Source organism: Candidatus Binatus sp. (genome assembly GCF_036567905.1).
Lineage (GTDB): Bacteria > Desulfobacterota > Binatia > Binatales > Binataceae > Binatus.
In genome coordinates this window covers 1-22,508 of sequence record NZ_DATCTO010000052.1, presented here as the reverse complement: position 1 = coordinate 22,508, position 22,508 = coordinate 1, and the positions used below count along the sequence as shown (strand labels likewise).

General features: G+C 61.2%; 20 protein-coding genes and 1 tRNA gene. 8 read left to right on the top strand and 13 right to left on the bottom strand.

From position 1 onward, the window contains the following. Nucleotides 1-12: 12 nt before the first annotated feature. Both VIO10_RS08520 and VIO10_RS08515 read left to right on the top strand, forming a co-directional pair. Complete coding sequence (locus tag VIO10_RS08520; RefSeq protein WP_331962306.1) at nt 13-948, top strand: type II secretion system F family protein; 936 nt, start codon at nt 13-15, stop codon at nt 946-948. A 94-nt stretch (nt 949-1,042) separates the two neighbouring features. Continuing rightward, nucleotides 1,043-1,891: a type II secretion system F family protein gene (locus tag VIO10_RS08515; RefSeq protein ID WP_331962303.1), complete on the top strand. Its 849-nt coding sequence runs from the start codon at nt 1,043-1,045 to the stop codon at nt 1,889-1,891. 669 nt (nt 1,892-2,560) lie between these two features. Here the strand turns inward: VIO10_RS08515 and VIO10_RS08510 are convergent. Beyond that, nucleotides 2,561-3,433: a hemerythrin domain-containing protein gene (locus tag VIO10_RS08510; RefSeq protein WP_331962300.1), complete on the bottom strand. Its 873-nt coding sequence runs from the start codon at nt 3,431-3,433 to the stop codon at nt 2,561-2,563. A gap of 994 nt (nt 3,434-4,427) precedes the next feature. On the opposite strand from VIO10_RS08510, the gene VIO10_RS08505 reads away from it, so the two are divergent. Beyond that, the gene (locus tag VIO10_RS08505) at nt 4,428-5,390 is read left to right on the top strand and encodes a hypothetical protein (protein ID WP_331962297.1); all 963 of its coding nucleotides are present in this window, start codon (nt 4,428-4,430) and stop codon (nt 5,388-5,390) included. A gap of 69 nt (nt 5,391-5,459) precedes the next feature. On the opposite strand, the gene VIO10_RS08500 is transcribed toward VIO10_RS08505, so the two are convergent. Both VIO10_RS08500 and VIO10_RS08495 read right to left on the bottom strand, forming a co-directional pair. Next, entirely contained in the window at nt 5,460-6,779 is a 1,320-nt protein-coding gene (locus VIO10_RS08500) for an MFS transporter (protein WP_331962294.1), read from the bottom strand. A 136-nt stretch (nt 6,780-6,915) separates the two neighbouring features. Continuing rightward, complete coding sequence (locus VIO10_RS08495; RefSeq protein WP_331962291.1) at nt 6,916-7,338, bottom strand: CBS domain-containing protein; 423 nt, start codon at nt 7,336-7,338, stop codon at nt 6,916-6,918. A 286-nt stretch (nt 7,339-7,624) separates the two neighbouring features. Here VIO10_RS08495 and VIO10_RS08490 point away from each other — a divergent pair, with 286 nt between their 5' ends. Then, entirely contained in the window at nt 7,625-8,101 is a 477-nt protein-coding gene (locus tag VIO10_RS08490) for a TraR/DksA family transcriptional regulator (RefSeq protein WP_331962288.1), read from the top strand. Nucleotides 8,102-8,140: 39 nt separating this feature from the next. Next, nucleotides 8,141-8,599 carry a universal stress protein gene (locus tag VIO10_RS08485; RefSeq protein ID WP_331962285.1) on the top strand — a complete coding sequence of 153 codons (459 nt, stop codon included), beginning with the start codon at nt 8,141-8,143 and terminating at the stop codon, nt 8,597-8,599. A 59-nt stretch (nt 8,600-8,658) separates the two neighbouring features. Here the strand turns inward: VIO10_RS08485 and VIO10_RS08480 are convergent, their stop codons facing one another. Next, entirely contained in the window at nt 8,659-9,465 is an 807-nt protein-coding gene (locus VIO10_RS08480; RefSeq protein WP_331962282.1) for a universal stress protein, read from the bottom strand. Between the two features lie 12 nt (nt 9,466-9,477). After that, on the bottom strand, nt 9,478-9,924 hold the full coding sequence (locus VIO10_RS08475; RefSeq protein WP_331962279.1) for a universal stress protein: 447 nt from the start codon (nt 9,922-9,924) through the stop codon (nt 9,478-9,480). A 266-nt stretch (nt 9,925-10,190) separates the two neighbouring features. On the opposite strand from VIO10_RS08475, the gene VIO10_RS08470 reads away from it, so the two are divergent. From VIO10_RS08470 to VIO10_RS08460, 3 genes are all read left to right on the top strand, one after another. Then, entirely contained in the window at nt 10,191-12,176 is a 1,986-nt protein-coding gene (locus tag VIO10_RS08470; RefSeq protein WP_331962277.1) for a protein-L-isoaspartate(D-aspartate) O-methyltransferase, read from the top strand. 135 nt (nt 12,177-12,311) lie between these two features. Then, a complete protein-coding gene (locus tag VIO10_RS08465) occupies nt 12,312-12,719 on the top strand; it encodes a c-type cytochrome (RefSeq protein WP_331962275.1) in 408 nt (135 codons plus the stop codon). Nucleotides 12,720-12,775: 56 nt separating this feature from the next. Then, nucleotides 12,776-13,819, top strand: coding sequence for a potassium channel protein (locus tag VIO10_RS08460; RefSeq protein ID WP_331962272.1), 1,044 nt, complete (start codon nt 12,776-12,778; stop codon nt 13,817-13,819). Between the two features lie 61 nt (nt 13,820-13,880). Here the strand turns inward: VIO10_RS08460 and VIO10_RS08455 are convergent, their stop codons facing one another. From VIO10_RS08455 to VIO10_RS08420, 8 genes are all read right to left on the bottom strand, one after another. After that, nucleotides 13,881-15,341 (bottom strand): hypothetical protein, encoded by a 1,461-nt coding sequence (locus tag VIO10_RS08455; RefSeq protein ID WP_331962269.1) that lies wholly within the window; start codon nt 15,339-15,341, stop codon nt 13,881-13,883. A 175-nt stretch (nt 15,342-15,516) separates the two neighbouring features. Further along, nucleotides 15,517-15,639: a hypothetical protein gene (locus VIO10_RS08450; RefSeq protein WP_331962266.1), complete on the bottom strand. Its 123-nt coding sequence runs from the start codon at nt 15,637-15,639 to the stop codon at nt 15,517-15,519. After that, complete coding sequence (locus VIO10_RS08445; protein ID WP_331962259.1) at nt 15,636-16,394, bottom strand: choice-of-anchor D domain-containing protein; 759 nt, start codon at nt 16,392-16,394, stop codon at nt 15,636-15,638. The genes VIO10_RS08450 and VIO10_RS08445 overlap by 4 nt, the downstream gene beginning before the upstream one ends. Before the next feature lie 310 nt (nt 16,395-16,704). After that, nucleotides 16,705-18,222: a thymidine phosphorylase family protein gene (locus VIO10_RS08440; RefSeq protein ID WP_331962257.1), complete on the bottom strand. Its 1,518-nt coding sequence runs from the start codon at nt 18,220-18,222 to the stop codon at nt 16,705-16,707. Nucleotides 18,223-18,229: 7 nt separating this feature from the next. Then, entirely contained in the window at nt 18,230-19,642 is a 1,413-nt protein-coding gene (locus VIO10_RS08435) for an MBL fold metallo-hydrolase (RefSeq protein ID WP_331962254.1), read from the bottom strand. A 302-nt stretch (nt 19,643-19,944) separates the two neighbouring features. Further along, nucleotides 19,945-20,505: a hypothetical protein gene (locus VIO10_RS08430; protein ID WP_331962251.1), complete on the bottom strand. Its 561-nt coding sequence runs from the start codon at nt 20,503-20,505 to the stop codon at nt 19,945-19,947. A 548-nt stretch (nt 20,506-21,053) separates the two neighbouring features. Further along, nucleotides 21,054-21,129: transfer RNA gene (locus tag VIO10_RS08425), tRNA-Asn, on the bottom strand. Nucleotides 21,130-21,296: 167 nt separating this feature from the next. Further along, nucleotides 21,297-22,151 (bottom strand): hypothetical protein, encoded by an 855-nt coding sequence (locus tag VIO10_RS08420; RefSeq protein WP_331962248.1) that lies wholly within the window; start codon nt 22,149-22,151, stop codon nt 21,297-21,299. Between the last annotated feature and the right edge of the window lie 357 nt (nt 22,152-22,508).

Here is a 22,508-nt window from a genome sequence, read left to right as displayed (position 1 = left end):
ATGGATTTTTTGATGGCAGGCGGCATATTCGCGCTCGTCTTCGTGGGCGTGCTGGTCTTCACCAGCCGTCGCGGCAGCGAAGCCGAGCAACAGCGCGAGGTGGCACGACGGCTGACCCCTCCCCCCGACGATCTGGAAATCGATGTCATGCGCAGGCGCCGGCCCGAACAGGGACCGCTGCTGGGCGTGCTGTACGAACTGAACCTGCTGCGCAGCCTCGAAGAGATGATGTGGCAGGCGGGCTTGTACATGAGGCTCGCCGACATCCTATTGATCATGGTGCTGTTGTTCGGCGCGGGATTGTTCGGCGGCAATATCCTGTTCCACGGCATGTGGTTCGCGCTGGGTAGCGGGCTGGTGATGGCCTGCCTGCCGCTGGCCTACATCCAATTCCGCAAGAAGCGGCGCCTGGCGGCCTTTGGCAACCAGCTGCCGTTCGCGCTTGACCTGATCAAATCGTCGCTCGAGGCGGGGCATTCGCTGCAGCGCGCGCTGCAAGTTCTGGTTGGCGAGTTCGCCGATCCGCTGGGGGCCGAATTCCGCACCGTGCTCGAGCAGAACCGGATCGGGCTGCCGCTGCCGCGCGCGCTCGAAGACATGCTCAAGCGAGTTCCGGAGGAAGACCTCCAGCTCCTGGTCGTCGCGGTGCGCGTGCAATCGGAGGTCGGCTCGAGCCTGGCTCAGATTGTCGGACGTCTGTCCGAAATCGTGCGAATCCGCCAGCGCTTGCGTTTGCAGATCAAAGCGCTGACCGCGCAATCGCGTTTCGGCGGCATGGTCGTCGGCTCCCTGCCGATCGTGGTGCTCTGCTTGTTCAGCTTGATTCAGCCGGGTTACGCCGATCGATTGTTCCATGACCCGGCCGGTCAGAAGATTCTGAAATTTGCGGCCGTCGCGGACGTTCTCGCCCTCCTGACGATCAGGCGACTACTGCGGGTGAATTACTAATATGAGTCCATTCATAGTTGGCATAGCAGTCTTTCTCCTGGCTGGCGGGGCGTGCGTGGCCTTGTACCTCGCCTTTTCGCCGCAGAGCCGGGCGGTGGATGAACGATTCGCGGATTTGGCGGTCAGGATGCGGGCTTCGCAGGGCGCGTTCGAAGGTGACCTTCAGGACGACAACCTGCTCCGCATGCTTTTCCGATGGGCCTACAAGCGCGTCCCGCCACCGAACATGGATACTCCCGCCGGGGAGAAGCTCCAGCAGACTCTGGCCCAGGCGGGATTTCTGAGGTCCAGCGCGGCGCAGACCTATCGGGTCACCCGCGTGCTGCTGGCGATTGGCGGCGGCGTATTGGGCCTGGTGGTCGGACTCGTTCTTCATGTCTCGGCGGCTCAGCCACTGCTGTTCGGAATCGGCGGCGTCGGGATCGGAATTTTCGTGCCCTCCTACTACTTGGGACGCCGCGCGCGGACGCGCCAGGAAAACATCTCAAAGCAGCTCTCGGACGTGCTCGATCTGCTGGTGGTATGCGTCGAAGCAGGCATGGGGCTGTTCGAGGCAATTCGAATCGTCGGCACGGAATGCGAACGTCATGGGCAGGAAATCGGCACCGAGTTGAATCTGGTCGCTTCCGATATTTCCGCGGGTGCGTCGCTCGGACAAGCATTGCGCGGGCTGGCCGAGCGGACTGCGGTTGATGATATCAAGCCGCTCGCCGCAACCTTGGTTCAGAGCGAACAACTTGGCGCGCAGATCGCACCCGCGTTGCGTGCCAGTTCGGACGCATTGCGACAGCATCGCCGAATACGTGCCGAGGAATCCGCGCAGAAGGCATCGATTAAGATTCTGTTCCCGCTGGTCATCTTCGTATTGCCCGCGATGATCGCGGTAATCGTTGGACCGGCAATGATCTCGATCCTCCACACGCTCTCCGCTAGTGGCGGATGATGATTCCGAGCCAACTGATTTCATCGATCAGCAGGCAATCCAATAGCCTCTCCCAGGGGGCCTCGGACCCGGCGTGCCTACGCGCCGGTCCGGGGCCTGTTTGTTTTCGTGCGGGAGTCCGACCTAAAGACTGAGACCCTTCATCAACCGAATTAGCGTCGTCCGCTCGACTCCGAGCGTGGTCGCCGCTGGCCTGGAAGTCCGGGCCCGCCTCATTTTCGAGAAGAGCGGCCGGGCGGAGTGCAACGCGCCCGTTCTTCCAATTAATTCGAGGAAGTATTCCGTGAGGTGAGAGGTACTGGCAGCAATCCCGGCGGCGACTGCAGGTATCCCAAGGCGGGCTCATCTTGGTAGTCCGCTGCGTCGCGTAGCTGGCGGGCATTGTCGCGGGCTTGACAGTCCTGCTGGTTCTTTCCTTGACATGAGGTGGTCACGGCAGCGTCTTGATCGGCCGTGGATGACGCGCACCCAAACAACCCGGCGGCTGCCGCCAGCACCGCGACGCCTAACAGTCGCTTAATCGCGCGATCGATCATAGTTGCGGGATAACTTAGCAGATTATTTCATCGGGTCGATAACGATCGGCAGCTGCCGACGGACCGCGCGACGATGGAACGCACCGGTGAGGCGCCGGGATTGGCAGCGGCGAACTTGGACTACAATTCGATTTCAACCGCGACGGTCGATTCCGAAGAGCGCCTTCTGAATCGTCGGGAAGAGCCTGCACTCCTCGTTGTCGATTGCGTCGTCCAAGTTGACCGCGAGTCCGCTCAACGCTTGTCCGGCGTCACGCGCCTGAGCTTCAGTGAGACGATCGGCGCCGGTGTCGACGATTGCGCCGATGAGCGTTCGCAGCCGGTCGTGGAAGGCGCGGACCTTGCGCCCGGCTTCTGACGAGAGACGGCCTTGCTGCACCAGCCACGGAAGTAACTGGCTGTCTTGGGCGTCGAGGTGATGGGATAGCGTTGGCTGTATCGCGGCCCAAATCTGGGCAGCATCACGCCTGAGCTCGGGCGACTCTGGATTGCGCGCGAGGCGCAATCCCGCCAGTGCCGCATCGAGCAGGCGCGATCTTAGCTGGGAGCCTTCGCGATTGAGTTCTTCGGAGAGACAACGGATCCCCGGGTCGCTGTGCGTTGGGTTCCCGGCGCTCGATTCTCCCGCGTTGATCCCGGATTTCTCCGCCGCTGAATGCGCGGATTGTCCTTCGACTTGCTGCGCCTGCAAAAATGATTGCAGCACGTGTCCGAATCGTTCGATCGACAGTGGCTTCGAAACGTAGTAGTGGGCGCCTTTGGTGCGCGCCCGTTTCTCGTTGGCATCGCTCTGGCTGCCGGCGACGTAGAGCAAAGGGGGCCCGGAGAAGTGCTTGCGAATCTGCTCGAGCAGCCAGCCACGATCATTTTCTTCGACTGCCTGATCGTCGACGATAACCAGCCGCACATTTGGCTGAGCGAACACCTCGCGACCCACGTATTTGTCGGCTGTGTGGCGAACCAGCTTCCAGGGACGCTTGACGATTCCCAGTGCGAGCTTCGCCAACGCCTCGTCATCAGAGAGGAGCAGCACGGCGGGAGAGAGACGAGTTTGCTCCGAAGTCTCCGTTTTCACCTTTTGCGGCATGTTCTCTGCCTGGTGTTCATGAAAAAACATTGTTCAGGCAGTTCTGCTCAATCATTGCAGCAAATATGCCAAAGATACCGCCCGCTTTAGAGGTTGCCCGGGGAACGAAAGGATACAGTTTCCCCCGGATGTCTCCTTCGGAACCAGCGCAATCGCCCCATCAAAAGTACGTCAACCTCAGCCAGCGGCGTTGCTCAGCGGCCGCATACAAAACAAGAAGTGAATAAGGCCCAACTTCAAGACGGTGAACCACAACAGTGCCACCTTCTATGATCACATCTGATCACATTTTGCGATCACATCTGATCACATCGCGCTCCACCTCACAAAAAGAGCCTATAGAAAATGTAGAGGCAGCTTGATGCGCCGGTGATCTGCTTCGAATCTCCCACAAGAAGCTTTACGCGAAGATCGAAAAGTACGGTCTTTTAGCAAACGAGAAACCCGACGGCCGCGGACTGGATCTGCCCGCGGAGAACAAACGAGACCAACTTTTTCACCACCCGCTAGTCCAAGCGAATCGAGTGGCACGCACGCCACTTTTTGCACGCCAGTGACGTCCCGCCGATTGGCGAGATTAATCCCTGCTTTGGTTTTCCCGATTTGACGAGATCATCCGCCTGCCACGGCCGTCCTCATCGAAGATACTCGGTTTGTGCGCGCTGCCCTGCGGACCGGCAGACAAGGCAAAAAGTCAACAAGGCCCAAGCTCCCGAGGGTGTGCACGACAGTGTGGACTGCGATGCCATCGGCAAAATCGGGCTAACACTTACCTTGGGACGATGTTTTGGCCTAAGAGTTGCTTGTCAAAGTAAACAGGCCGATGGGGAACTGCGGCTAAGCGCCGCAAGTGAATTATTTGCCTAGAACTGCCGCGCCCATTGCGCCCGGCAGTTCGGCTGGGGGAGTGAAGATGAACATCAATATTTTTCGCGGGCGCCGCTTGGCCGCGGCCGTTGCGCTCCTGATGCTGACTTGCGCCGCGCCGTCGCACGCATGGTGCGCGAACCTGTGGGTGTCGGTCACTAGCGGCTTAGGCGGCGGCATCGAGTCATACACACCAGGACAACTCGCCCAGAGCGGAACGCCAACGCCAATTCATCTGAGCACGTTTGACGCCGCGACGGGCATTGCCTTTGACGACTCTCATAACCTTTGGGCTGTTGTCGGCGGCGACACGGTGGTGCGATTCACGCCCGCGCAACTCAAGAACCTGGGTCGCGATCCGAACCCGGCGCCCGGGGTGATCATCAAAAGTACGTATATGTTCAGACATCTCTATGGCTGCAGCTTCGACCATGAGGGTAACCTGTGGGTGGCAGACGCCGAGAAGGGCTCGATCGATGAGCTTTCACAAGCACAACTCGAGGCGGGCAGCGGAAATGTAACGCCCCGCATAGTCATCGCTTCCTCCGATCTGGTTGGTCCAAGCTTTGTGACATTCGATAAAGCCGGGAATGCGTGGATAGACAGCAAGAACGGCGATCAGATCGCCGAATTCACAGCCGGTGAACTGACGAGCAGCGGCACCAAGTCGGCCAATGTCTTGTTGTCCGACGACGGCGGCTGCACCAACCTCTGCAGCCCGGGACAGATCGCGTTCGATCAAAGGGGCAACCTTTGGGTCCCCAACGAAGACGCGAACACGGTCGTCGAGTTTACCAAGGATCAACTGACCAGCTCCGGCAAACCCACTCCGGCGGTGACCTTAGACAGTGCCATCTTTGACGCACCATGGGGAGCGGTATTCGACACCAGCGGCAATCTGGTGGTTATGAACTACTCCGACGGAGAGATCGCCAAGTTCACCTCCCAACAGTTGAAGGTGAGCGGCGCGCCGATTCCCGACGTCTCAGTCAGGGGATCGAGTATCTAGGACTATCAGATCATCTTCGCAGCGGCTTCATAGCGCCGTGGCGCGCGCCGTCTGCGCTGTCCCAGGACCCTAGCGCGGCTTCTCGAACGCCTCTTCCATCGCGGCGGCTTCGAGCGAGAGGCCGCGCGTTTCGGGCAGGAAGAGTGCGACGATGATCGCGTTTGGTATCGCTAGCAGGCTTAAGTATCCGACCACGATCGACAGACCGCCAAGCCGCGCGGCGAGCAGCGCGATCAGGGTCTGGGCGGAGACCGCGGCGACCGCGCCGACGAGCGCGAACCATCCCATCATCGCGCCTCGGATCGCAGTGGGGAACAGTTCGGTGGCCAGGGAATTGCCGCCCACCTGCCCCGCGCTCAGGCCAGCGGTGAAACAGCAATAGGTGACCCCGATCCATAGCCAGCGAAGGTTCAAGTGCGCCGGCGGACCCCAATAGAAGGTGAACGCGCCGAGACTGGTCATCAGGGCCGCAACGACGATGGTGGGGATGCGGCCGTAACGCTCGCAGTTTCGCGCGGCGAGCGGAAAGCCGAGCATCCCCACGCCGCCTCCGACCAGCATCAGGACGCTGGCGGCGCCCGGCGCCAACTTCACGACGGAGACCAGGTGGAAGTACGCCCAACTGCTGCCCGCGACCCCCGCGATGTTGGCCAGCAACGAGCAGACCAGAATCGTGATCGCGCGGCGTCGATAGAGCCGTCCGAACGCGTCGTAAAAGCTGCTGGCCGAAGTCGTGCCGGCCGCGGCGGCGCGTTGCCAGCGGCCGCTCTCCGGGATGACGCGGGCGGCCATCCACAGCGCGGCGATTCCCATCGCCGACGCCAGCACCAGCATCCATCGCCACGAGTGATGACTCGCCACCATCGGCATCACGATCAGGCACAGCCCGCCACCGAGACCAATCCCCAGCCCGCCCCAGCTTTGCCCCCGCGCGCGCTCCTCGATCGCGAGTTCCTCGGCCAGGATCACGATACCGTCGGCGATCGTGGCGCCGATGAAGGCGTAGAGCGCGATCTCGCACAGCGCGAAGGCCGCGATGTTGGTCGAGAGGGCGGCGGCGAGCGCGCTAACCGACGTGCCGGCCATGCATACCAGCAGCATCCGGCGGCGCCCTATCCGATCGATCATCCGCGACAGTCCCAGTGCGCCAATCGCCGAGAGCGAAATCCATGCGAACAGGCCCGCGATTCCCGACTCGCCAAGGTGAAAGCTCTTCGCGATCCAGGGTGCGCCGATGCCGTTGATCGCCGAGGTGAAGCCTTCGAAGCCGAGCACGCGCGCGATCGAATGGGTCAGCCGGCGATTTTTCAGCGCGGCGTCCTGGTCACCGAGGCCGCGCGCAGCTCCAGCGTCGTCGGCGGCCGAGTTCGCGTCAGGCTGATTGCTCATTTTTCTTCCGTCGGGCGCCTGCGAGTGCCCGCCGAGAATAGCTGTCGCTGTCCCGGACGGTCGAGGCTAAGCGCCGGGCCGGCGGTAATTCATTTCCCGTTTTTCGTTTTTCGTTTTTCGTTGGTGCGCTGCGATGCTAATTGCCGCGGCGCGCGATCAGGGCGACAAAGTCCCCCTCGGTCAGGATGCCGACCAGGCGCCCATTTTCGACAACCGGAAGGCAGCCGATCTTCCGCTCGGTCAAAAGTCGCGCGGCCTCGATCAGATGCATATCCGGGCCGGCGGTGACTACATCGGTGGTCATCACGTCCTTGACAGAGAGAGTTTCCAGGATCTTGCGCTGCGCGTGCTTGCCATAGCCAAGCGCCTGCGCGAGCGCATCGCGAAAAAGATCGCGCTGGCTCACAATGCCGACGAGGCGCTGATCGTCATCATCGACAACGGGCAAATGGCGAATCCGTCCCAAGCGCATGATGTCGTCAGCCAGGGTGAGTTGGTCGTTGCGTTTAAGCGTGGTGGGATCCGCTGACATCACGTCGCGAACTTTCAGATCTTTCATGCTGAGTTCTCCAGCGTCAAAGCTTCACAGGCAATCCAAAAGGAATCTAGCGCCTTCCGTGCGATGGCAAAACCCCGGCGTTGGATCGCCTGATTGGCGCTTTGCGCCGCCTTAGCGACATAATCGGTTTTAGCGTGACGACGGCAGCCAGCATCGTGTATCCGATCGCGCCACGCGATTCGATACATCGGACAAGTTCCTTCGGCTCGATTGCTTGATTATGGGTCCGTGAATTGCTTCGCTCTTCTGTGGACGACAATTCACCAGCAGCTCGCGGAGAATCTGTATGAAATCCAAGACCGGTGGGAAAACCAAGACCTCACGGCCAAACCAGGCGGCTGCACGACTAAAGGATCTGAGCAAGCTGCTTGCGCGCGCACGCCAGGCAGCGCTCGCTCGAGTACGGGTGCTGCGCAAGGAGGAGCAAGACGACGCGGTGGAACTGCCGGCCGACGACCTGGACGTGGCCCGTTCGCTCGAAGACATCGAGACCGACGCCGGTCTAATCGAGCGATACGAATTTCAGCTGAAGGCCATAGACGCCGCGCTTAGCCGGCTCGAACGCGGCCGTTATGGAATCTGCGAGAAATGCAAAGAGGATATCCCGATCGAGCGGCTGAAGGCCGTGCCGTTCGCCGCCTATTGCATCGATTGCCAGAAGCAGCGCAACGAGCGCAGACGCCCCGGCGAGGGAGAGGTCGACGAGCCATCGCGTCATGTCTGGACGCCGCCCGAAGAGCTTAAGGAGTCGGTGGACGAGTAACACAGTCTGACGAATTAGCGCGAAACAGAGGAGACAGCGATGACTCGGCTATTTCGGAGGGTCCTGTGTCCGATTGATTTTTCGGAGCACTCGTTGGCGGCTCTCGATGTCGCCCTGAAAATAGTGCAGCAGAACGACGCCGCGCTGTACTTGCTCAATGTCGCGCCGATGCCGGCCGGCGCGGCCGGCTTCCAGCCAGTGCCAATGGATGCTTACCCAATTGTTGAAAAGGACAAACGCGAGCAGCTGGAAAAGCTCGCGCAGCAACGGATTCCCGCCGCGGTGCGCTGCAAAACGCTGGTGACCAGCGGCGATCCGGCCGAGCAAGTGCTCGAGACCGCGCGCGATCTCGATGCCGACTTGATCGTGATGGGCACGCACGGCCGCAAGGGATTGAGTCACCTGGTGCTCGGCAGTGTCGCCGAGCGGGTGGTGCGAGAATCACCGATACCAGTTCTGACAGCGCATGCAACCGCGCGCGTTCGAAAGGCCGCTTGAGAGATAGGGGCTAGCCGGATGGCTGCCCGCCTGGCGGCGGTCAGCTTCGCAGCCTGGACTCATTCGTCGCTGGTTGTCGCTGCGAGCGCATCGCTGGTCGTGATAATTCCGACCAGGCGGCCGTCCTCGACGACCGGTAATCCATCGATTTTCCGCTCGCGCATAATACGCGCGGCTTCGCGGATGGGCGTCTGAGGTCCTACCGTCACAAGCGCCTGGGTAATCGCTCGTTTGGCGGGCGTGTCGTCGAAATGTCCCACAAACGAGCGGATGTCGCCTTCGGTAAGCATCGCGACGACGCGACCGTCCTGAAGCAGCGGGATGTTTCGGAAGCCGCCCTCGAGCATCTTTGCATGAATCGTCGAAAGCTTCTCGTCGAGTTGCCCGGTGACAGGATTGGCCGTCATCCAGACGCCGACAAGATCTTTCCGAGGTGCGTTTTGACGAACAGTCAGCACAGGACATCGAGCTTCGCGCAGTACGAGTTCGGCCACGCTGCCGAGGAAGAAGCGCGACACGCCGCGGCGACCATGCGTGGACATGACGAGCAGATCCGCACCGATGCCGCGCTCTGCCTTGAGAATCGATGCCGCAGGTTCGCCCATATTAACCATGATCTCGTATTTGATTCCCGCCAGATGCTTGCGCGCGAGTTCCAGCAGGTTGTTGCGCGCCGCGTCCTCCTGCGCCTTGTAGAGATCCAGGTACACGGGCATCGAAGTAGGCGCGATGACTAACATTATGGTGTGCAGAACATAAACGGTGGCGTCGAAATGTCGCGCGAGTTCCGCCGCCGCCTCGAGCGCCGCGATCGAGTTGTCGTCGAAATCCACCGGGCACAGAATCTTGCGATAGGGCAAAGACATGGGAGAACTCCTTTACCCGGCGGTCTTGGGATGAATCGTCAAGACCGGGACCGGCGATTCGCGAACGACGCGCTCCGCGACGCTGCCCAGCAGGAAGTGCTTCAGGCCAGTGCGGCCGTGCGTGCCCATCACGATCAGGTCGATGCCTTGTGCAGCAGTGAGCTTGAGAATCTCCGGCGCCGCGTTCCCGCTTGCGACGAAAATCTCATGTGGGACCCCCGCCAGTTTTTCCCGCGCAATTACTTCCAACCGGCGGATACATTCTGCTTCAAATTCAGGGTTGGGGTTCAGCGCGACCGGCGGCAGTGCGGTGGCGGCAGCGGGCGGCGCGCCGATCACGGTCAGCAGGTAAACTGTAGCGGAGTTCTGCTTCGCCAGCCCGCAGGCGAGTTCGAGCGCGTCCATCGAGTCACGCTCGAAGTCAATCGGGCACAGTATTCTCGAAAAAACCGCCGCCATCTCTGTTAATCTGCCCTCAGCGCGTTGCCGTACTTAGAGCATACTCCGCTACAGGCTCGGAATCAGGTCAGTTGGCGGACTCGATTGTGATGAAAGGAGCCAGCGAACGGTCAGCGGGTGTCTCCGAAGGGAGCACGGTAAAGCGGGAAATGGATGTAGATAGCTGAAAACCGTGTGGGCAGAAGCCTCGGCTTCGCGACCGGCGGCGAAGAGACGGCATCGCGATTGCTTCCTTCAATGGCAAACGGTTCAACGGAGCGACACCGATGCAGGATTTATCCATCGAGCGGCAGCGGATGGTTACCACTCAGATCGCATCGCGCGGTATCGAGGATGCGGCGGTGCTGCATGCGATGGGAGCGGTTCCTCGTGAGGCATTCCTGCCGAGCCGGCTCGCCGAGTTTGCGTACCAGGATACTCCGCTGCCGATCGAGGCGGGGCAGACGATCTCGCAGCCGTACATCGTCGCGCTGATGATCGAATGCGTCGAGGCAAAGCCGCATGAAAAGGCGCTCGAAATCGGCACCGGGTCGGGCTACGCCGCAGCCGTGCTTTCGCGGATCATGGACAGCGTCTACACGGTAGAGCGTCATGAGGAACTCGCGACGATTGCGCGGCGGCGCTTCGCGCAACTGCACTACGACAACATCCATGTTCTCACCGCCGACGGCACCCTGGGATGGCCGGAACATGCACCCTACGATGTCATTATCGTGACGGCGGGTGGTCCCCAGATTCCAAAGCCGCTGCTCGAGCAGCTCCGAGTTGGTGGGCGGCTGGTAATTCCGGTCGGGTCGTCGTCTTCTCGGGCTCAACAACTGATACGAGTCACGCGGGTCAGGGAGGACCAGTACGAGGAAGAAAACCTTGGTGACGTGCAGTTCGTTCCCCTGATTGGCGCGCAAGGATGGGCAGACGAATCAGGACGGACTGCGGCGCGCGCGAGCAGGCCGCAGTCGGTGGCGACACTCATACGCGAGGTTGCCGAGCCGATAGGCGACATCGGTGAAGTCGATCTCTCGCCAATCCTGGAGCGAATTGGCGATGCGCGCGTTGTGCTGCTCGGAGAAGCGACGCACGGCACTTCGGAGTTCTACCAGATGCGCGCGCGGATCACTCGCGAGCTTATTTTGCGGCGCGGATTTAGAATGGTGGCGGTCGAGGCCGATTGGCCCGACGCCGCGCGAATCAACCAATACGTGCATCACGCGCCCGCGCGACAGCAGCAATGGAACGCGTTCACGCGCTTCCCGACCTGGATGTGGCGTAATCGCGAGACTTTGGAATTGGTCGAATGGTTGCGCGCCTACAACGCGGAGATTCGCGCGCCGGAGCTGCGCGCCAGCTTCTACGGACTCGATCTGTACAGTCTGTTCACTTCGATTCACGCGGTCATCGAATACTTGAGCGGCGTCGATCCGGCGATGGCGGCGGTCGCCCGGCAGCGATACGGCTGCCTGACGCCGTGGGAGAGCGATCCCGCCGTGTACGGACGCGCCGCGCTGGGCGATCCATATCGCATTTGCGAACAGCCGATAGTTGAGATGCTGGGCGATCTGCTGAAGCGTCGAATCGAGTATTCAGAGCGCGACGGCGATCGATTCTTCGACGCGATCCAGAATGCGCGCCTGATTGCCGCCGCCGAGCAATACTACCGCGTCATGTACTACGGCTCCGTCGAGTCGTGGAACCTGCGCGACCAGCACATGTTCGACACGCTCGAGCGGCTGCTCGAATTTCAGGGCGTCGGCAGCAAAGCGATTGTATGGGCGCACAACTCGCATGTGGGCGATGCGTCCGCTACGGAGATGGGTACGCGCGGGGAACACAATGTGGGGCAGTTGTCCCGAAATCGGTTCGGCGGCGCAGCGTACCTGGTCGGATTCGGAACCGATCGCGGGACCGTCGCGGCAGCATCGGAATGGGACGGCCCGATGGAGATAAAGCGGGTGCGGCCTGCGCACGAACGAAGTTACGAACGGCTGTTTCACGAATCAGGGGTCGCGGCATGCGCGGTTGCTCTGCGGGCGCCCCGGCGCCAGGCGCTGCGCGATGAACTCGCGCCGGCGCGTCTTGAGCGGGCTATCGGGGTGATCTATCGGCCGCAATCGGAATTGGAGAGTCACTATTTCCAGGCGTCGCTGCCGCGGCAATTCGACGAGTACATCTGGTTCGATGAAACCAAAGCCGTGTCACCGCTATCCGCAGCCGCGACCCGCGGAGTCCCGGAAACGTTCCCATTTGGAGTGTAACTGATAATCCTCGATGGAATTTCCCGGTTAAAGAAGCGGATGAAGGAAGCCTAATGTGCTGGGGAAACGGGAACCCGTCATGATGATTTGGTAACAAAGCGAAACGCCTTAGAGAAAAGAAGGAGCAGAATGGTCATGTCAGAAAGTTCATCGGCGAAGATTCGATCGAAGGGCTGGAGCCGGATGCCCCTGGCAGCGATAGTAGCGCTGATGTTAGCGCCGGCATTGATCTCAACCGCCGCCCGCGCCTCCGAAGTCGATCTGAAGGCGGCGACCAGTAATTTTTCGGATTCGTGCGTGGACTGCCATGGCCAGTCGGGCAAAGGCGACGGACCCAAGGCGGCGAACCTATCGGTGAAAGTGGCAAACCTGACCGATTGCGCGAAGATGGGCAAGGTCAGCGACGACGTCCTCTTCACGATCGTCAAAGAGGGCGGCGCGGCGGCCAATCTCAACAAGGCGATGGCTGGGTTCGCCGACGCCTATGATGACAACGAGATCAAAGGTCTGGTCGCCTACGTCCGCAGCTTGTGCGGAAAGTGACGCGGCGATGCGCGGAGTGCCGGAGACGTTCCCATTTGGAGTGTGACATGTAATTCTTGGCGGGATTTCCCGGCTTCTCATTCGATCCCAAGAATCGCGCGCACGCCACCAGGATGACCCCAACTCGCAGATTCGCGCTCGCACTCTCGCTGCTCGCGGTGATGACCGTAATCGGCGCCGCCGGGTACATGCTGATCGAGCACTGGCCGGTGCTCGACGCCTTCTACATGTCCGTCATTACGATCTCGACGGTCGGGTTCGGCGAGGTAAGACCGCTCAGCCCGGCCGGTCGTCTTTTTACCATTGGGCTGATAGTCACAGGTGTCGGCAGCGCGATTTACCTGTTCTCGGTGATTGGGGAACTTATCGTTGAGGGACGGCTTAGAGAGTTTCTCGGGAAGAGCGCAATGAATCGCAAAATTCACGGTCTCCAGGGGCATGTTATCGTATGCGGCTTCGGTCGTTTCGGCGGCGCGGTGGTCGAAGAGCTAAATCGCACGGCGGTGCCGATGGTGGTGATCGAGGCTGACCCCGCCAGGCAAGCAGAGCTGGATGTTGCCGGCGCGCTGCACGTTACGGGATCGGCGCTGGAAGATTCGGTGCTCGAAGAAGCCGGAATCGCTTCGGCCCGCGCGATAATCGTCGCAACCGGATCGGATGCGGACAACGTGTACATCACGCTTTCGGCGCGCGAGAAAAATCCGAAGATTCTCATTTACGCCCGCGGCGACTCGGATGCAGGGCTGCGGCGGCTCCGGCTTGCGGGAGCGGACCAGGTGGTCGCGGCCTATCAATGGGCCGGGATGAGAATCGCGGCGAGCATCATCCGTCCGTCGGTGGTGGATTTCCTACAACTCTCGGTGCCCGGCCGCGAGTCGGAGGTCGATCTGGAAGAGATCAGGATCTCGCGCCAAAGTCCGGCGGCCGGAAAGACGATCGCGGCGGTGGAACGGGCCAATCCGCGGCTTCGGATCGTGGCGATGAAGCGCGACGACAAACCACTCGAGATGATTCCCGGCGCCGATACGCAGATCGAGGCCGATGATCTGCTGGTGGTGATCGGCGAATCGGACAGCCTCAAACGCCTGGCGTCCCTTTAAGACTTTCGGCGCAGCGGTCCAGGCGGCGGTCGCGATTGGCGCGGCCGCCCCGGAGAGACGGTCAGAATCGAGGACAGGTGGCCGGCAGCGCCGCGGAGTCGATGCCTTCGCACATCGCGTTGTTCACCGTCAAGTTGCCTTCGGCGTCAAGCCTCACCTTCCAGACGGTGTCGTAGTCGTTGCCCGGCCAAAGGGGCACCGCTGGGGCGGCGTCGGGCGGGAAATAGCTCGAGACCAGATTATTCACCATCGGTTGGATGAATTGGTACGACCAGGCCAGCAGCACGGTCTGATTGGAGAATTGGCCGTCGTTGAAGAAAAAATTACTGGTTGCCGAGGCCGAGCTCGTATCGAAGCTGGCGGCCAGACCATAGGGCAGGTTATTGGCGATTGCGTATGGTTCGACGGTCAATGAAGGCGCAACACCCGACCACGAGAAGCCCTCGGTGCCGGGGCTAGTCTGAGCGGGGTCGCTCGAATAGACCTGCTGGGGGCTGATTTTGCCGCGCAATGCGTTGGGAAGATCCAGCGCACGCCATTGCCCCGCGCAGACATAGTTACCGTCGCTCCAATATTGCAGCGGATGCGCGTCTGCGTGCCGAATGATGTAAAAGGTTTCGCTTTTGTTGATGTTCGCGGGAATTTCAGCGCCAGCGATGGTGCTGGTATCGATGCTGAAAGGTTCCTGCGCCGTGCATGGAGTGCTGACCGGCTTCGGCGAGGGCAGCTTAGGGTAGGTGGAACGCGGGTTCAGATGGCTGTTGAAGGTAACCAGGCTGGCGCTTCCCCACGGCGCGATCGAGATCGCATAGATATGGTTGGGACCCGCATAGCTCACCGGAAGAGTCAGGTTATAACCTTCGTGCTCATTGATATTTGCCATCAGAGCACTGGTGGTCTCCCAAGGCGCCGAGAAGACATAAAAGCCCGGGACTTCTGCCGTGACGATACCGGCTACCAGGGTTTCGTTGTTGTCTTCCTGATCGTTGAAATCGAGACCCTGGCAATTCGGGCAGTATGCTGTCGGCGTAGCAACTCCGGCGGGTACCGACCCTGACGCATAGGATGCATTGAGCGGGTAGCTGTTGCCGGTATACGGAAAGTATTCGGGCGGAAGGACGCTGGACAGAGTGATGTGGTTCAGAAGGGCGAACTGCTCAATGGTCTCAGGCGCCGCCATATCGGGGTAATTGCTGGTGGTTTGCAAATGGGTCATCGGTTCGAGCACATAGATGCCGGTTACATTCTTCCTCCCCAGTACGTGCCGTCGCAGGAACGTGGCCATCCGGAGCGACCGCTGCAAACCGCGATTGGTGAGGTTTGCCGTGCTTGGATTGAGGTCCCCGGGAGCTTGGTAAGCCAAATCCTCGCTTACCACGAAGATCAGGTTGAGGTTGTCGGCGCTCAGCGGAGCGGGAGTTGACGACGCTGTTGCATTGGCACCGAATGAGCCGTCGAGTCCTGTGAGCAGCGCCAGGGCGAGGATCAAGCACAGCGGCAGTACAACGGTAATTTTATTCATAATCATCGAACCAGCCGAGTGTTGGCTAAGGATACACACCAGTCAATGACTGTGGCGCCTGGCGCGCGTCGAAGTGCACGACCGCCGCGCTTTCCGGGCTATCGAACGCGCTCCGCAATGAGCGAGCCCCGAGTCCGCGCAGAATGCGCCGACTCGATGCCGCCGGCATACTCGATTAAGGACCTTCGGCGGAGCGGACCACGCGGCGCACGGAATTGAGGTAGCTGTGTTCGAGCGCGGCCTGGAGTTGGGAATCGCTTTCGGCGTGAAGCTCGAAGATCGGCGCGGCCCGCATCACGGTGTCGGCTCCGGGGTTGCCGCTGCCGTTACCAGCGCGCCAAATGAAACCGTGTACGGACCGAGCGGGTCGGGGACGTCGGTAACCGTTATGAACGCCAATTCCGTGCCCGCCGCGGTCGGAGCAAACGTAACCAAGAGCGAACAATCCGACTTGGCCGCCAGCGTCGCGGTGCAGGTGCCGCCGGTGACGCTGAATTCGCGGGCGTTCGCCCCGCCGAAGCCCTCGCTGAGCGAAACCGGGTTGGCCTGTAAGTTTTGCACCGTGAGCTCCTTGGTCGCCTTGGAGCCGACCTGCACGTCGCGGAATGCGTAGCTGGTGGGCGAGACGGCCATCGTGATCGTGCCGTTGCCGCTGAGCGCCACGCTCTGCGGGCTGGTCGCAGTGTTGTCGGAGATCTTTAGCGTCGCGCGGCGCGCGTCGACCTGGCGCGGCGTGAAGCCGATCGCGATCGTGCAGGCGAGGCCCGGCGCAAGTCCGCTCCCGCCCGACGGACAGGTCGAAGTCCCCACGGCGAATTCAGCCGGGTCGGACGAAGTGACGCTGCCGATGATCAGCGGGCTAGTCTTGCCGGTGTTGGTGACCGTGAGGTTCCTGGTGGCCGTGTCCCCCACCGGAGAGCTGGGAAAATCAAGCGAATCCGCGACGGAAATAGTCGTCGGCACGGTGGGGGCCGCGGCAGCCATAATGAAAAACGCGACTGCGCTCAGGATTGCGAACGCGCCGATCCGTAGTTTACCTGCGCACTTGTTCATCTGCTTCCCTCCCATCTTTGGCGAGTAAAACAGCAGCACGACTTAAATGATCATAGTGATTGAAATTAAGCAATAGTTATACCAATGTTATTTAGTTACTCTATGCTAACCAGACTGCCCAAGCGCCTAATTATGCTATGGAGTACGCAGGTCGGTGGTAGCACCAATTGATACATTAGTGTTGCTCATCGCGTGTTCATTCGAGCCGAAACGCCCGATATGGATGCGTCGATAGAATCGCGCAACCTGTATTTACGTCCTTGACCGAGAGCGCCTATGTCGATTGGCGCGACGAGAGCGGAGAATTCGGTTAAGGATCTTCGACGTAGCGGACCAGGCGCCGCACGGAATTGGCGTACTCGAGCGCGGCCTGAAGCTGAGCATCGCTTTCGGCGTGAATCTCGAAAATCGGCTCGCCCCGCATCACGGTATCGCCGACGCGCTTGTACAGCTTCACGCCCGCGCAAGCATTCGAAGGGGCGCCGGCGCGTTTTGCTATTCGCGATATTTCCCAGCAGTCGATCTGCGCAATCATCCCGCTTTGTCCGGCTGCAACGTCTCGGCGCAAAGGCGCTTGCGCAGGCATCTCGCGCCGTCCCTGCGCGTCCACGATTGCGTCGAATCTTTTGAGCGCGGCGCCAGAATCGAGTGTGCGGCGCGCCGCCTCATAGCCGCGCGAGGGCGGCTCGGCTCCGGTCATTTCCAGCAGACGACCGGCGAGCATCAGCGACTTTTCGCGCAGATCGGCGGGCGCACCGGGCTCGCATCGGAGGACCGAAAGGACGTCGAGCGCTTCCAATCGCGGTCCGACGCCATAGCCGATCGGGCCGAGCGCCTGGGTGGTCACGGTCTCCAGCCGCAGGCCGATCCGCTCGCCCACGGCCCTGAACGACGATGCGAGATGCTCGGCAAGCTCGGCAGTTCTGACCTTGGTCGAGGGTCCGACTGGAATGTCGATCACGACGTGGGTGGCGCCGGCGGTTTTCTTCTTGGCGAGGATCGAGGCGACCATCTGCGCCTCGGTGTCGATCTCCATCGGGCGCTCGACGGTGATCAGGATGTCGTCGGCGGGCGCCAGCTCGAGCGCGCCGCCCCACGCGATGCATCCGCCGACTTCCTCGACAATCCGGTACAGCCGCTGGGGCGATAGGGCGACATCGGCGAGCACCGCCATCGTGTCGCCGGTGCCGGCCGGGCTGGTGATAGCGCGCGAGGAAGTCTTGGGGATTTTGAGTCCGAGTTGCGCGAGAATCGGGACCAGGATCATGGTGGTTCGGTTGCCGGGAACACCGCCGATGCAGTGCTTGTCGGCGACGACCGAGTCGCCGAACTTGAGCTGCTCGCCCGTGGCGATCATCGCGAGCGTGTAGTCAATCAGTTCCGACAAATCAAACTTCTGAAAGACGCACCCGAGCACGAACATCGAAAGCTCGACGCGCGAATAACGCCGTGCCGCGACGTCGGTCAGGATCGCGTCGAAATCCTTGCGTCCAAGGTGTCTTCCCCTGAGCTTGGCCCGGACCAAATCCACGCTCAGCGGCGCGACCGCGAGACTTGCGCCTACTGCGGCGCCATCGGGCAAGCCGAGATCGTGAAATGCTTCATCCGAGAGTCCGATCTCGTCGGCTTCGAGCAGGTCATTGCTGCAGACATTCAGGACGCCGGTGATTTCGCGCTGGATCCCGGTTTGGCGATCGATGCCGAAGACGCGGGCCCGGTCGAGCGGGTGCAAGCCTAAGTTTCCAGTTCGGACGGCGCGCTCGTGAATGACGACCACGTGCTCGCGCAGCGTGTCGAGCGGCAGATGCTTGAGGCGAAAGTCCGTCACAGCCTGGTTAGTCTATCCGCACCTGCTCGAGATTGCGCGGTACCACGGCGTTCCATCCCAGCTCATCGGTTATGCGCGCGCGCAGAGCTTCGGATGCGGGCGGCTCGCCGTGAACGATATAAACGATCTGCGGCCGAACCGTGGCGAGCTTCAGCCAGTTGAGGATTTCCCGCTGATCGGCGTGCGAGGAGAAGCCGGGCACATCGACAATTTCCGCGGCGACCGGAACATAGTCTCCCAGCATCTTCACCATCGAAGCGCCGTCGAGCAGCGACCTGCCGCGAGTTCCCGCGGCCTGAAACCCGACGAGAATCACCGTGTTGCGGCGGTCGGGAAGCCGTCTTTTGAGATGATGGAGGACGCGGCCGCCCGACGCCATTCCCGACGCGGAGATGATGATCATCGGCCCCGGCATCGAGTTCAGCTCGATCGACGCCGCCACGGTTTTGATCTCGGTCAGGTCCTGGCCGTTGAAGAAACTTTTTTCGTGCGCGATGTCGGCGCGGATTTCAGAGCTGCCGCGAGCGATGGACTGTTCGTAAAGCTTCAGCGCGGCAAGCGCCATCGGGCTGTCCACGAAGGTCGGAGTGCGCGGGATTGCGCCGGCGTCGCGCAGGCGCGCCAGATGATGCAGGATGACCTCGGTTCGATCGACGGCAAAAGAGGGAATGATGACGACCCCGCCGCGCGCGAGCGTCCTTGAAATCGCATCTTCGAAACGCTGAAGCGACGCCGCATCGTCATGAATCCGATCGCCGTAGGTGGACTCGATCACGATCACGTCGGCGGCGGGCGGCGGCGCGGGAGGGCGCAGGATCGGGTGAGTTGGACGTCCAAGGTCGCCGGTGAACAGGATTCTCCGGCGCCGGGGAGAGTCTATCTCGATGCTTACCAGGGCCGCTCCGAGAATATGCCCGGCATGCAGAAACTGCGCGGTTATCGGACCGAGTTCGACCCTGGTGTCGAACTCCGCCGGCGAAAAGCAATCGAGCGAATTCCATGCGTCCTTTTCGGTGTAAAGCGCCAGCGCAGGCGAGTGCTTGGAATATCCTTTTGCGTTCGCGTAACCGGCCTCTTCTTCCTGAAGATGACCGCTGTCCGGAAGCAGGATGCGGCACAGGGCGTGCGTACCGGGCGTCGAAATCACCTTTGCGCGGAAACCGTCGCGCACCAGCGCAGGCACATAACCGCTGTGATCCAGGTGCGCATGCGTCAGCACAACGGCGTCGATGCCGCGCGCATCGACCGGCAGCGGCTGCCAGTTCATCAAGCGCAGTTGCTTGAGCCCCTGGAACAGGCCGCAATCGACCAGCACGCGGCGATCGCCGGCGGTCAGCAGAAACTTGCTGCCCGTGACCGTGCCGGCAGCGCCAAGGAATCGGAGGATCGGGGCGGGGGCGTTCACGATGCGGTTCGGCACTGGTTCAGTTTACCAACCTGAGGACCTGGGCGCGATTCTGACTGATCGAGTAGAGCCGAAAATCGCTATTTATACCATCAGTTGTGCTTTTGGGACGGCTGCGCTCTATGGCTAGCTTTGTTCCGTCAAGAATTATTTCGGCCAAGAGCAGGTGTCGCCCGATTTCGGGTGAGCCGGGCGAGTACGGGACATCCTGGCGGTTGACCATTGCGAATGTGTAGCACGCCGAATCCGGCGGCGTCAGGCTGAATGGTTCATCCCTGGCAGGGCTGAGCCCTGGCCGTTGGCACGGCTGGCCGGTATTAAGGCCGCGCTCCGTTGTCGCGCGCGGTCCCGGGAGTTACTGTCGTTTGGGCGCTGGGAGAAGTGCTCGGAGCCGCGCTGGGAGTTGTGCTTGGCTGCGCACCGGAAGTCGGACTCGGGGCCGCGGTGATCGGCGGGTTCGGGCTGGCGGAAACATTCGGCTGGCCTTCACCGGTTATCCGCACCAATTTTTGACCGCTGTAGCAGAAAGTGACCGGATGTTTTTCATTCTTGGTCACGCCTTCGGTCGGAGTCAGAATGATTTCGGCCAGGCCGAGAGTGAAAAGGTCGGCCGCGCCCTCGGCGACCGCAATTGGAATTTTCCCGCCGGCTCCATATCCCCGAGTGTAGAGTTTGTAGAAGTCGCAGCTGGTTCCATCGGATTCGACTGCTGTGCTGTCGGGAGCGCCGAGCTTTTCCAACACCGCGTCGCGCGACATGCCCTCCTGATAGTCATTCAGATCGACGGGGGTCGGGCGCGTCGCTTCCATGTACACGGAACACGCGGCCAGACAGCTCGCAAGCAAGAGTGCCGCGCAGACCGACAAAATCGACTTCATATTCCCCCCTGTTTCGATCCGGGCAACACACTGCCCGTGGGTCCAACGAAGCCCTGCCTATCACACAGGTTTTGTTTTTGCCATCCAAGTTGTTGCTGCGGCGCAACAGGCGGTTAACGGACTTCGGATTGGAGTGACGCAGAAAAAAGAGGATGACGGCGTTGAGCTGAATGCGGGCACCCTCACCCGCGCCGGAGGCGCGGCCTCGCCCTGTCAGGAGAGCTTTGCATAACCGGATGTTGGTGCTGGAGCAATACGCGCTGGCGCGCGAGATCCTTCGCTGCGCTCAGGATGACACAAAAAGACAAGAGGCCCTTCTGTCATTCTGAGCGAAGGCTGCTGTAGCGAAGAATCTCGACGGGCGCCCTAGCGTCCGGCGTTAGTTACGCAAAGCTCCCCTGTCAGGGCGAGGCATAGGAAAAAGAGCTGGGGTCCCTCGGCTTCGCAGACTTCGCTCGGGATGACACAAAAATAAGACGACCCTCGTGTCATTCTGAGCCGCCGCGGCGAAGAATCTCCACGGACACTCCGGGCGCGGCAGTCTAACTTGGCTCCCCGGGCCGGATTCGAACCAGCGACATGACGGTTAACAGCCGTCCGCTCTACCGACTGAGCTACCGGGGAGTGTTTTACTGGTTCTGTCTTGCAGCGAGCCGGAACTACTTTCGATATCCGCGTATCGATGCGAAATCAAGCATCCAACTATTCAACTACTCAACTGACAGCGCCCGACATTATAGCTGGAAATGGGCCGTACGAATCAAATCAAATCCGCATCGCGCGAGCCCAAATCACTCGGGTAGCTTGGCGCCGCGCAGCGCCTTGTCCTGCACCGCACCCATCGCCTTGACCGTATCGGCAACGTACCTGGCGGGGAGGACGCCGGCCAGACCGGAAAAAACCGGATCGGTGTTGAGCGAAGTGTTGGCCTCGAGCATTCCCCATAGCGCAAAGCGCAGCCCGGCGCTGACGAAGACCGGGGCGCCGCTGGAAAATCCCGGCGCTCCACCGCCGTCAAGATAGCAAAGCTGCTGCAAGCCGGCGCCGATAACTTCGGTGTCGGCGGGGGCCGCAACGGAGACGTGGCCGAAGCGAGCGAGCGCCTCGAAGCGATGCTGGTTGACGCCGACGGTCGCAGCGGTCAGGTAGTACACCTGCGCGCCAGTTTCGGGCCGGGCGAGCGGATCGTTGCCGCCGAGCAGAGAGCCAAGCGGGATGGGCGCGATGCTCGCGTCTTTGGGAGTGAACGGAACCGCGGCGACGTCGGCCTTTTCTTCATTCGGATCGAGCACCCATCGGTTTTCAAGCGGCAGCGTGTCCTCGCGCATCGCACCGCTCTTGGCGTCCTCGAGCGTGAGCATGAGCCCGGCGCGTGGATTGCCGCCGTCGTCGAGCAGATTGTGGTGCGCGGTCACCAGGTAAACGAACGAGCGACCGGGGAAGACCGCGCTCGGCACGGCGACGAAAAATGCAGTGCCGACCTGCACCACGCGCCCGTCGCGGTGGGTCACGATGCCGGCGACGTTGCGCAGCGTTCCGGAAGGGACGGTGTCGGCAGTGTCGGCGGATGACGCGCCCGGCGCGATGGCCAGGGTGGACGCGAGCGCGACGGCGACCGCCGCAATCGAGAGTATTGCTTTTCTCATTCGATCAGATTCATCCAGGGTTGCTTGTTTTCTTCTTCCGGGTTCGGCGCCGGCGCCGTTGTCGGCGCATAACGATAGCAGAAGAGCAATCGTGTGGAAGGGGCTCGCGGCCAGTTCCGATGCGTGAGTGAGCGGGGGGAAAAAAGAGCGGCGCGGCGGGAGCGATTTGCTCCGGTCACGCCGCCAATTCTACTATTTCACTTTATCGCTTTTCACTTTTCACTTTTTCACTTTTTCACTGGCTACAAGTCGAATCGCGATAGGCGACGCGAAACGCTACCAGCGATTGCGATTTCCGCCGCCGCCACCGCCGCCCTCTCTGCCGCCGCCACCGCCGCCGCCACGGCGGCGATCGCC

Bases quoted from the DNA above. Each gene is read 5' to 3' on its own strand.
- VIO10_RS08520 (WP_331962306.1), top strand. From the start codon at position 13: ATGGCAGGCGGCATATTCGCGCTCGTCTTCGTGGGCGTGCTGGTCTTC.
- VIO10_RS08505 (WP_331962297.1), top strand. From the start codon at position 4,428: ATGAACATCAATATTTTTCGCGGGCGCCGCTTGGCCGCGGCCGTTGCG.
- VIO10_RS08500 (WP_331962294.1), bottom strand. From the start codon at position 6,779: ATGAGCAATCAGCCTGACGCGAACTCGGCCGCCGACGACGCTGGAGCT.
- VIO10_RS08495 (WP_331962291.1), bottom strand. From the start codon at position 7,338: ATGAAAGATCTGAAAGTTCGCGACGTGATGTCAGCGGATCCCACCACG.
- VIO10_RS08490 (WP_331962288.1), top strand. From the start codon at position 7,625: ATGAAATCCAAGACCGGTGGGAAAACCAAGACCTCACGGCCAAACCAG.
- VIO10_RS08485 (WP_331962285.1), top strand. From the start codon at position 8,141: ATGACTCGGCTATTTCGGAGGGTCCTGTGTCCGATTGATTTTTCGGAG.
- VIO10_RS08480 (WP_331962282.1), bottom strand. From the start codon at position 9,465: ATGTCTTTGCCCTATCGCAAGATTCTGTGCCCGGTGGATTTCGACGAC.
- VIO10_RS08475 (WP_331962279.1), bottom strand. From the start codon at position 9,924: ATGGCGGCGGTTTTTTCGAGAATACTGTGCCCGATTGACTTCGAGCGT.
- VIO10_RS08470 (WP_331962277.1), top strand. From the start codon at position 10,191: ATGCAGGATTTATCCATCGAGCGGCAGCGGATGGTTACCACTCAGATC.
- VIO10_RS08465 (WP_331962275.1), top strand. From the start codon at position 12,312: ATGTCAGAAAGTTCATCGGCGAAGATTCGATCGAAGGGCTGGAGCCGG.
- VIO10_RS08455 (WP_331962269.1), bottom strand. From the start codon at position 15,341: ATGAATAAAATTACCGTTGTACTGCCGCTGTGCTTGATCCTCGCCCTG.
- VIO10_RS08445 (WP_331962259.1), bottom strand. From the start codon at position 16,394: ATGAACAAGTGCGCAGGTAAACTACGGATCGGCGCGTTCGCAATCCTG.
- VIO10_RS08430 (WP_331962251.1), bottom strand. From the start codon at position 20,505: ATGAAGTCGATTTTGTCGGTCTGCGCGGCACTCTTGCTTGCGAGCTGT.
- VIO10_RS08420 (WP_331962248.1), bottom strand. From the start codon at position 22,151: ATGAGAAAAGCAATACTCTCGATTGCGGCGGTCGCCGTCGCGCTCGCG.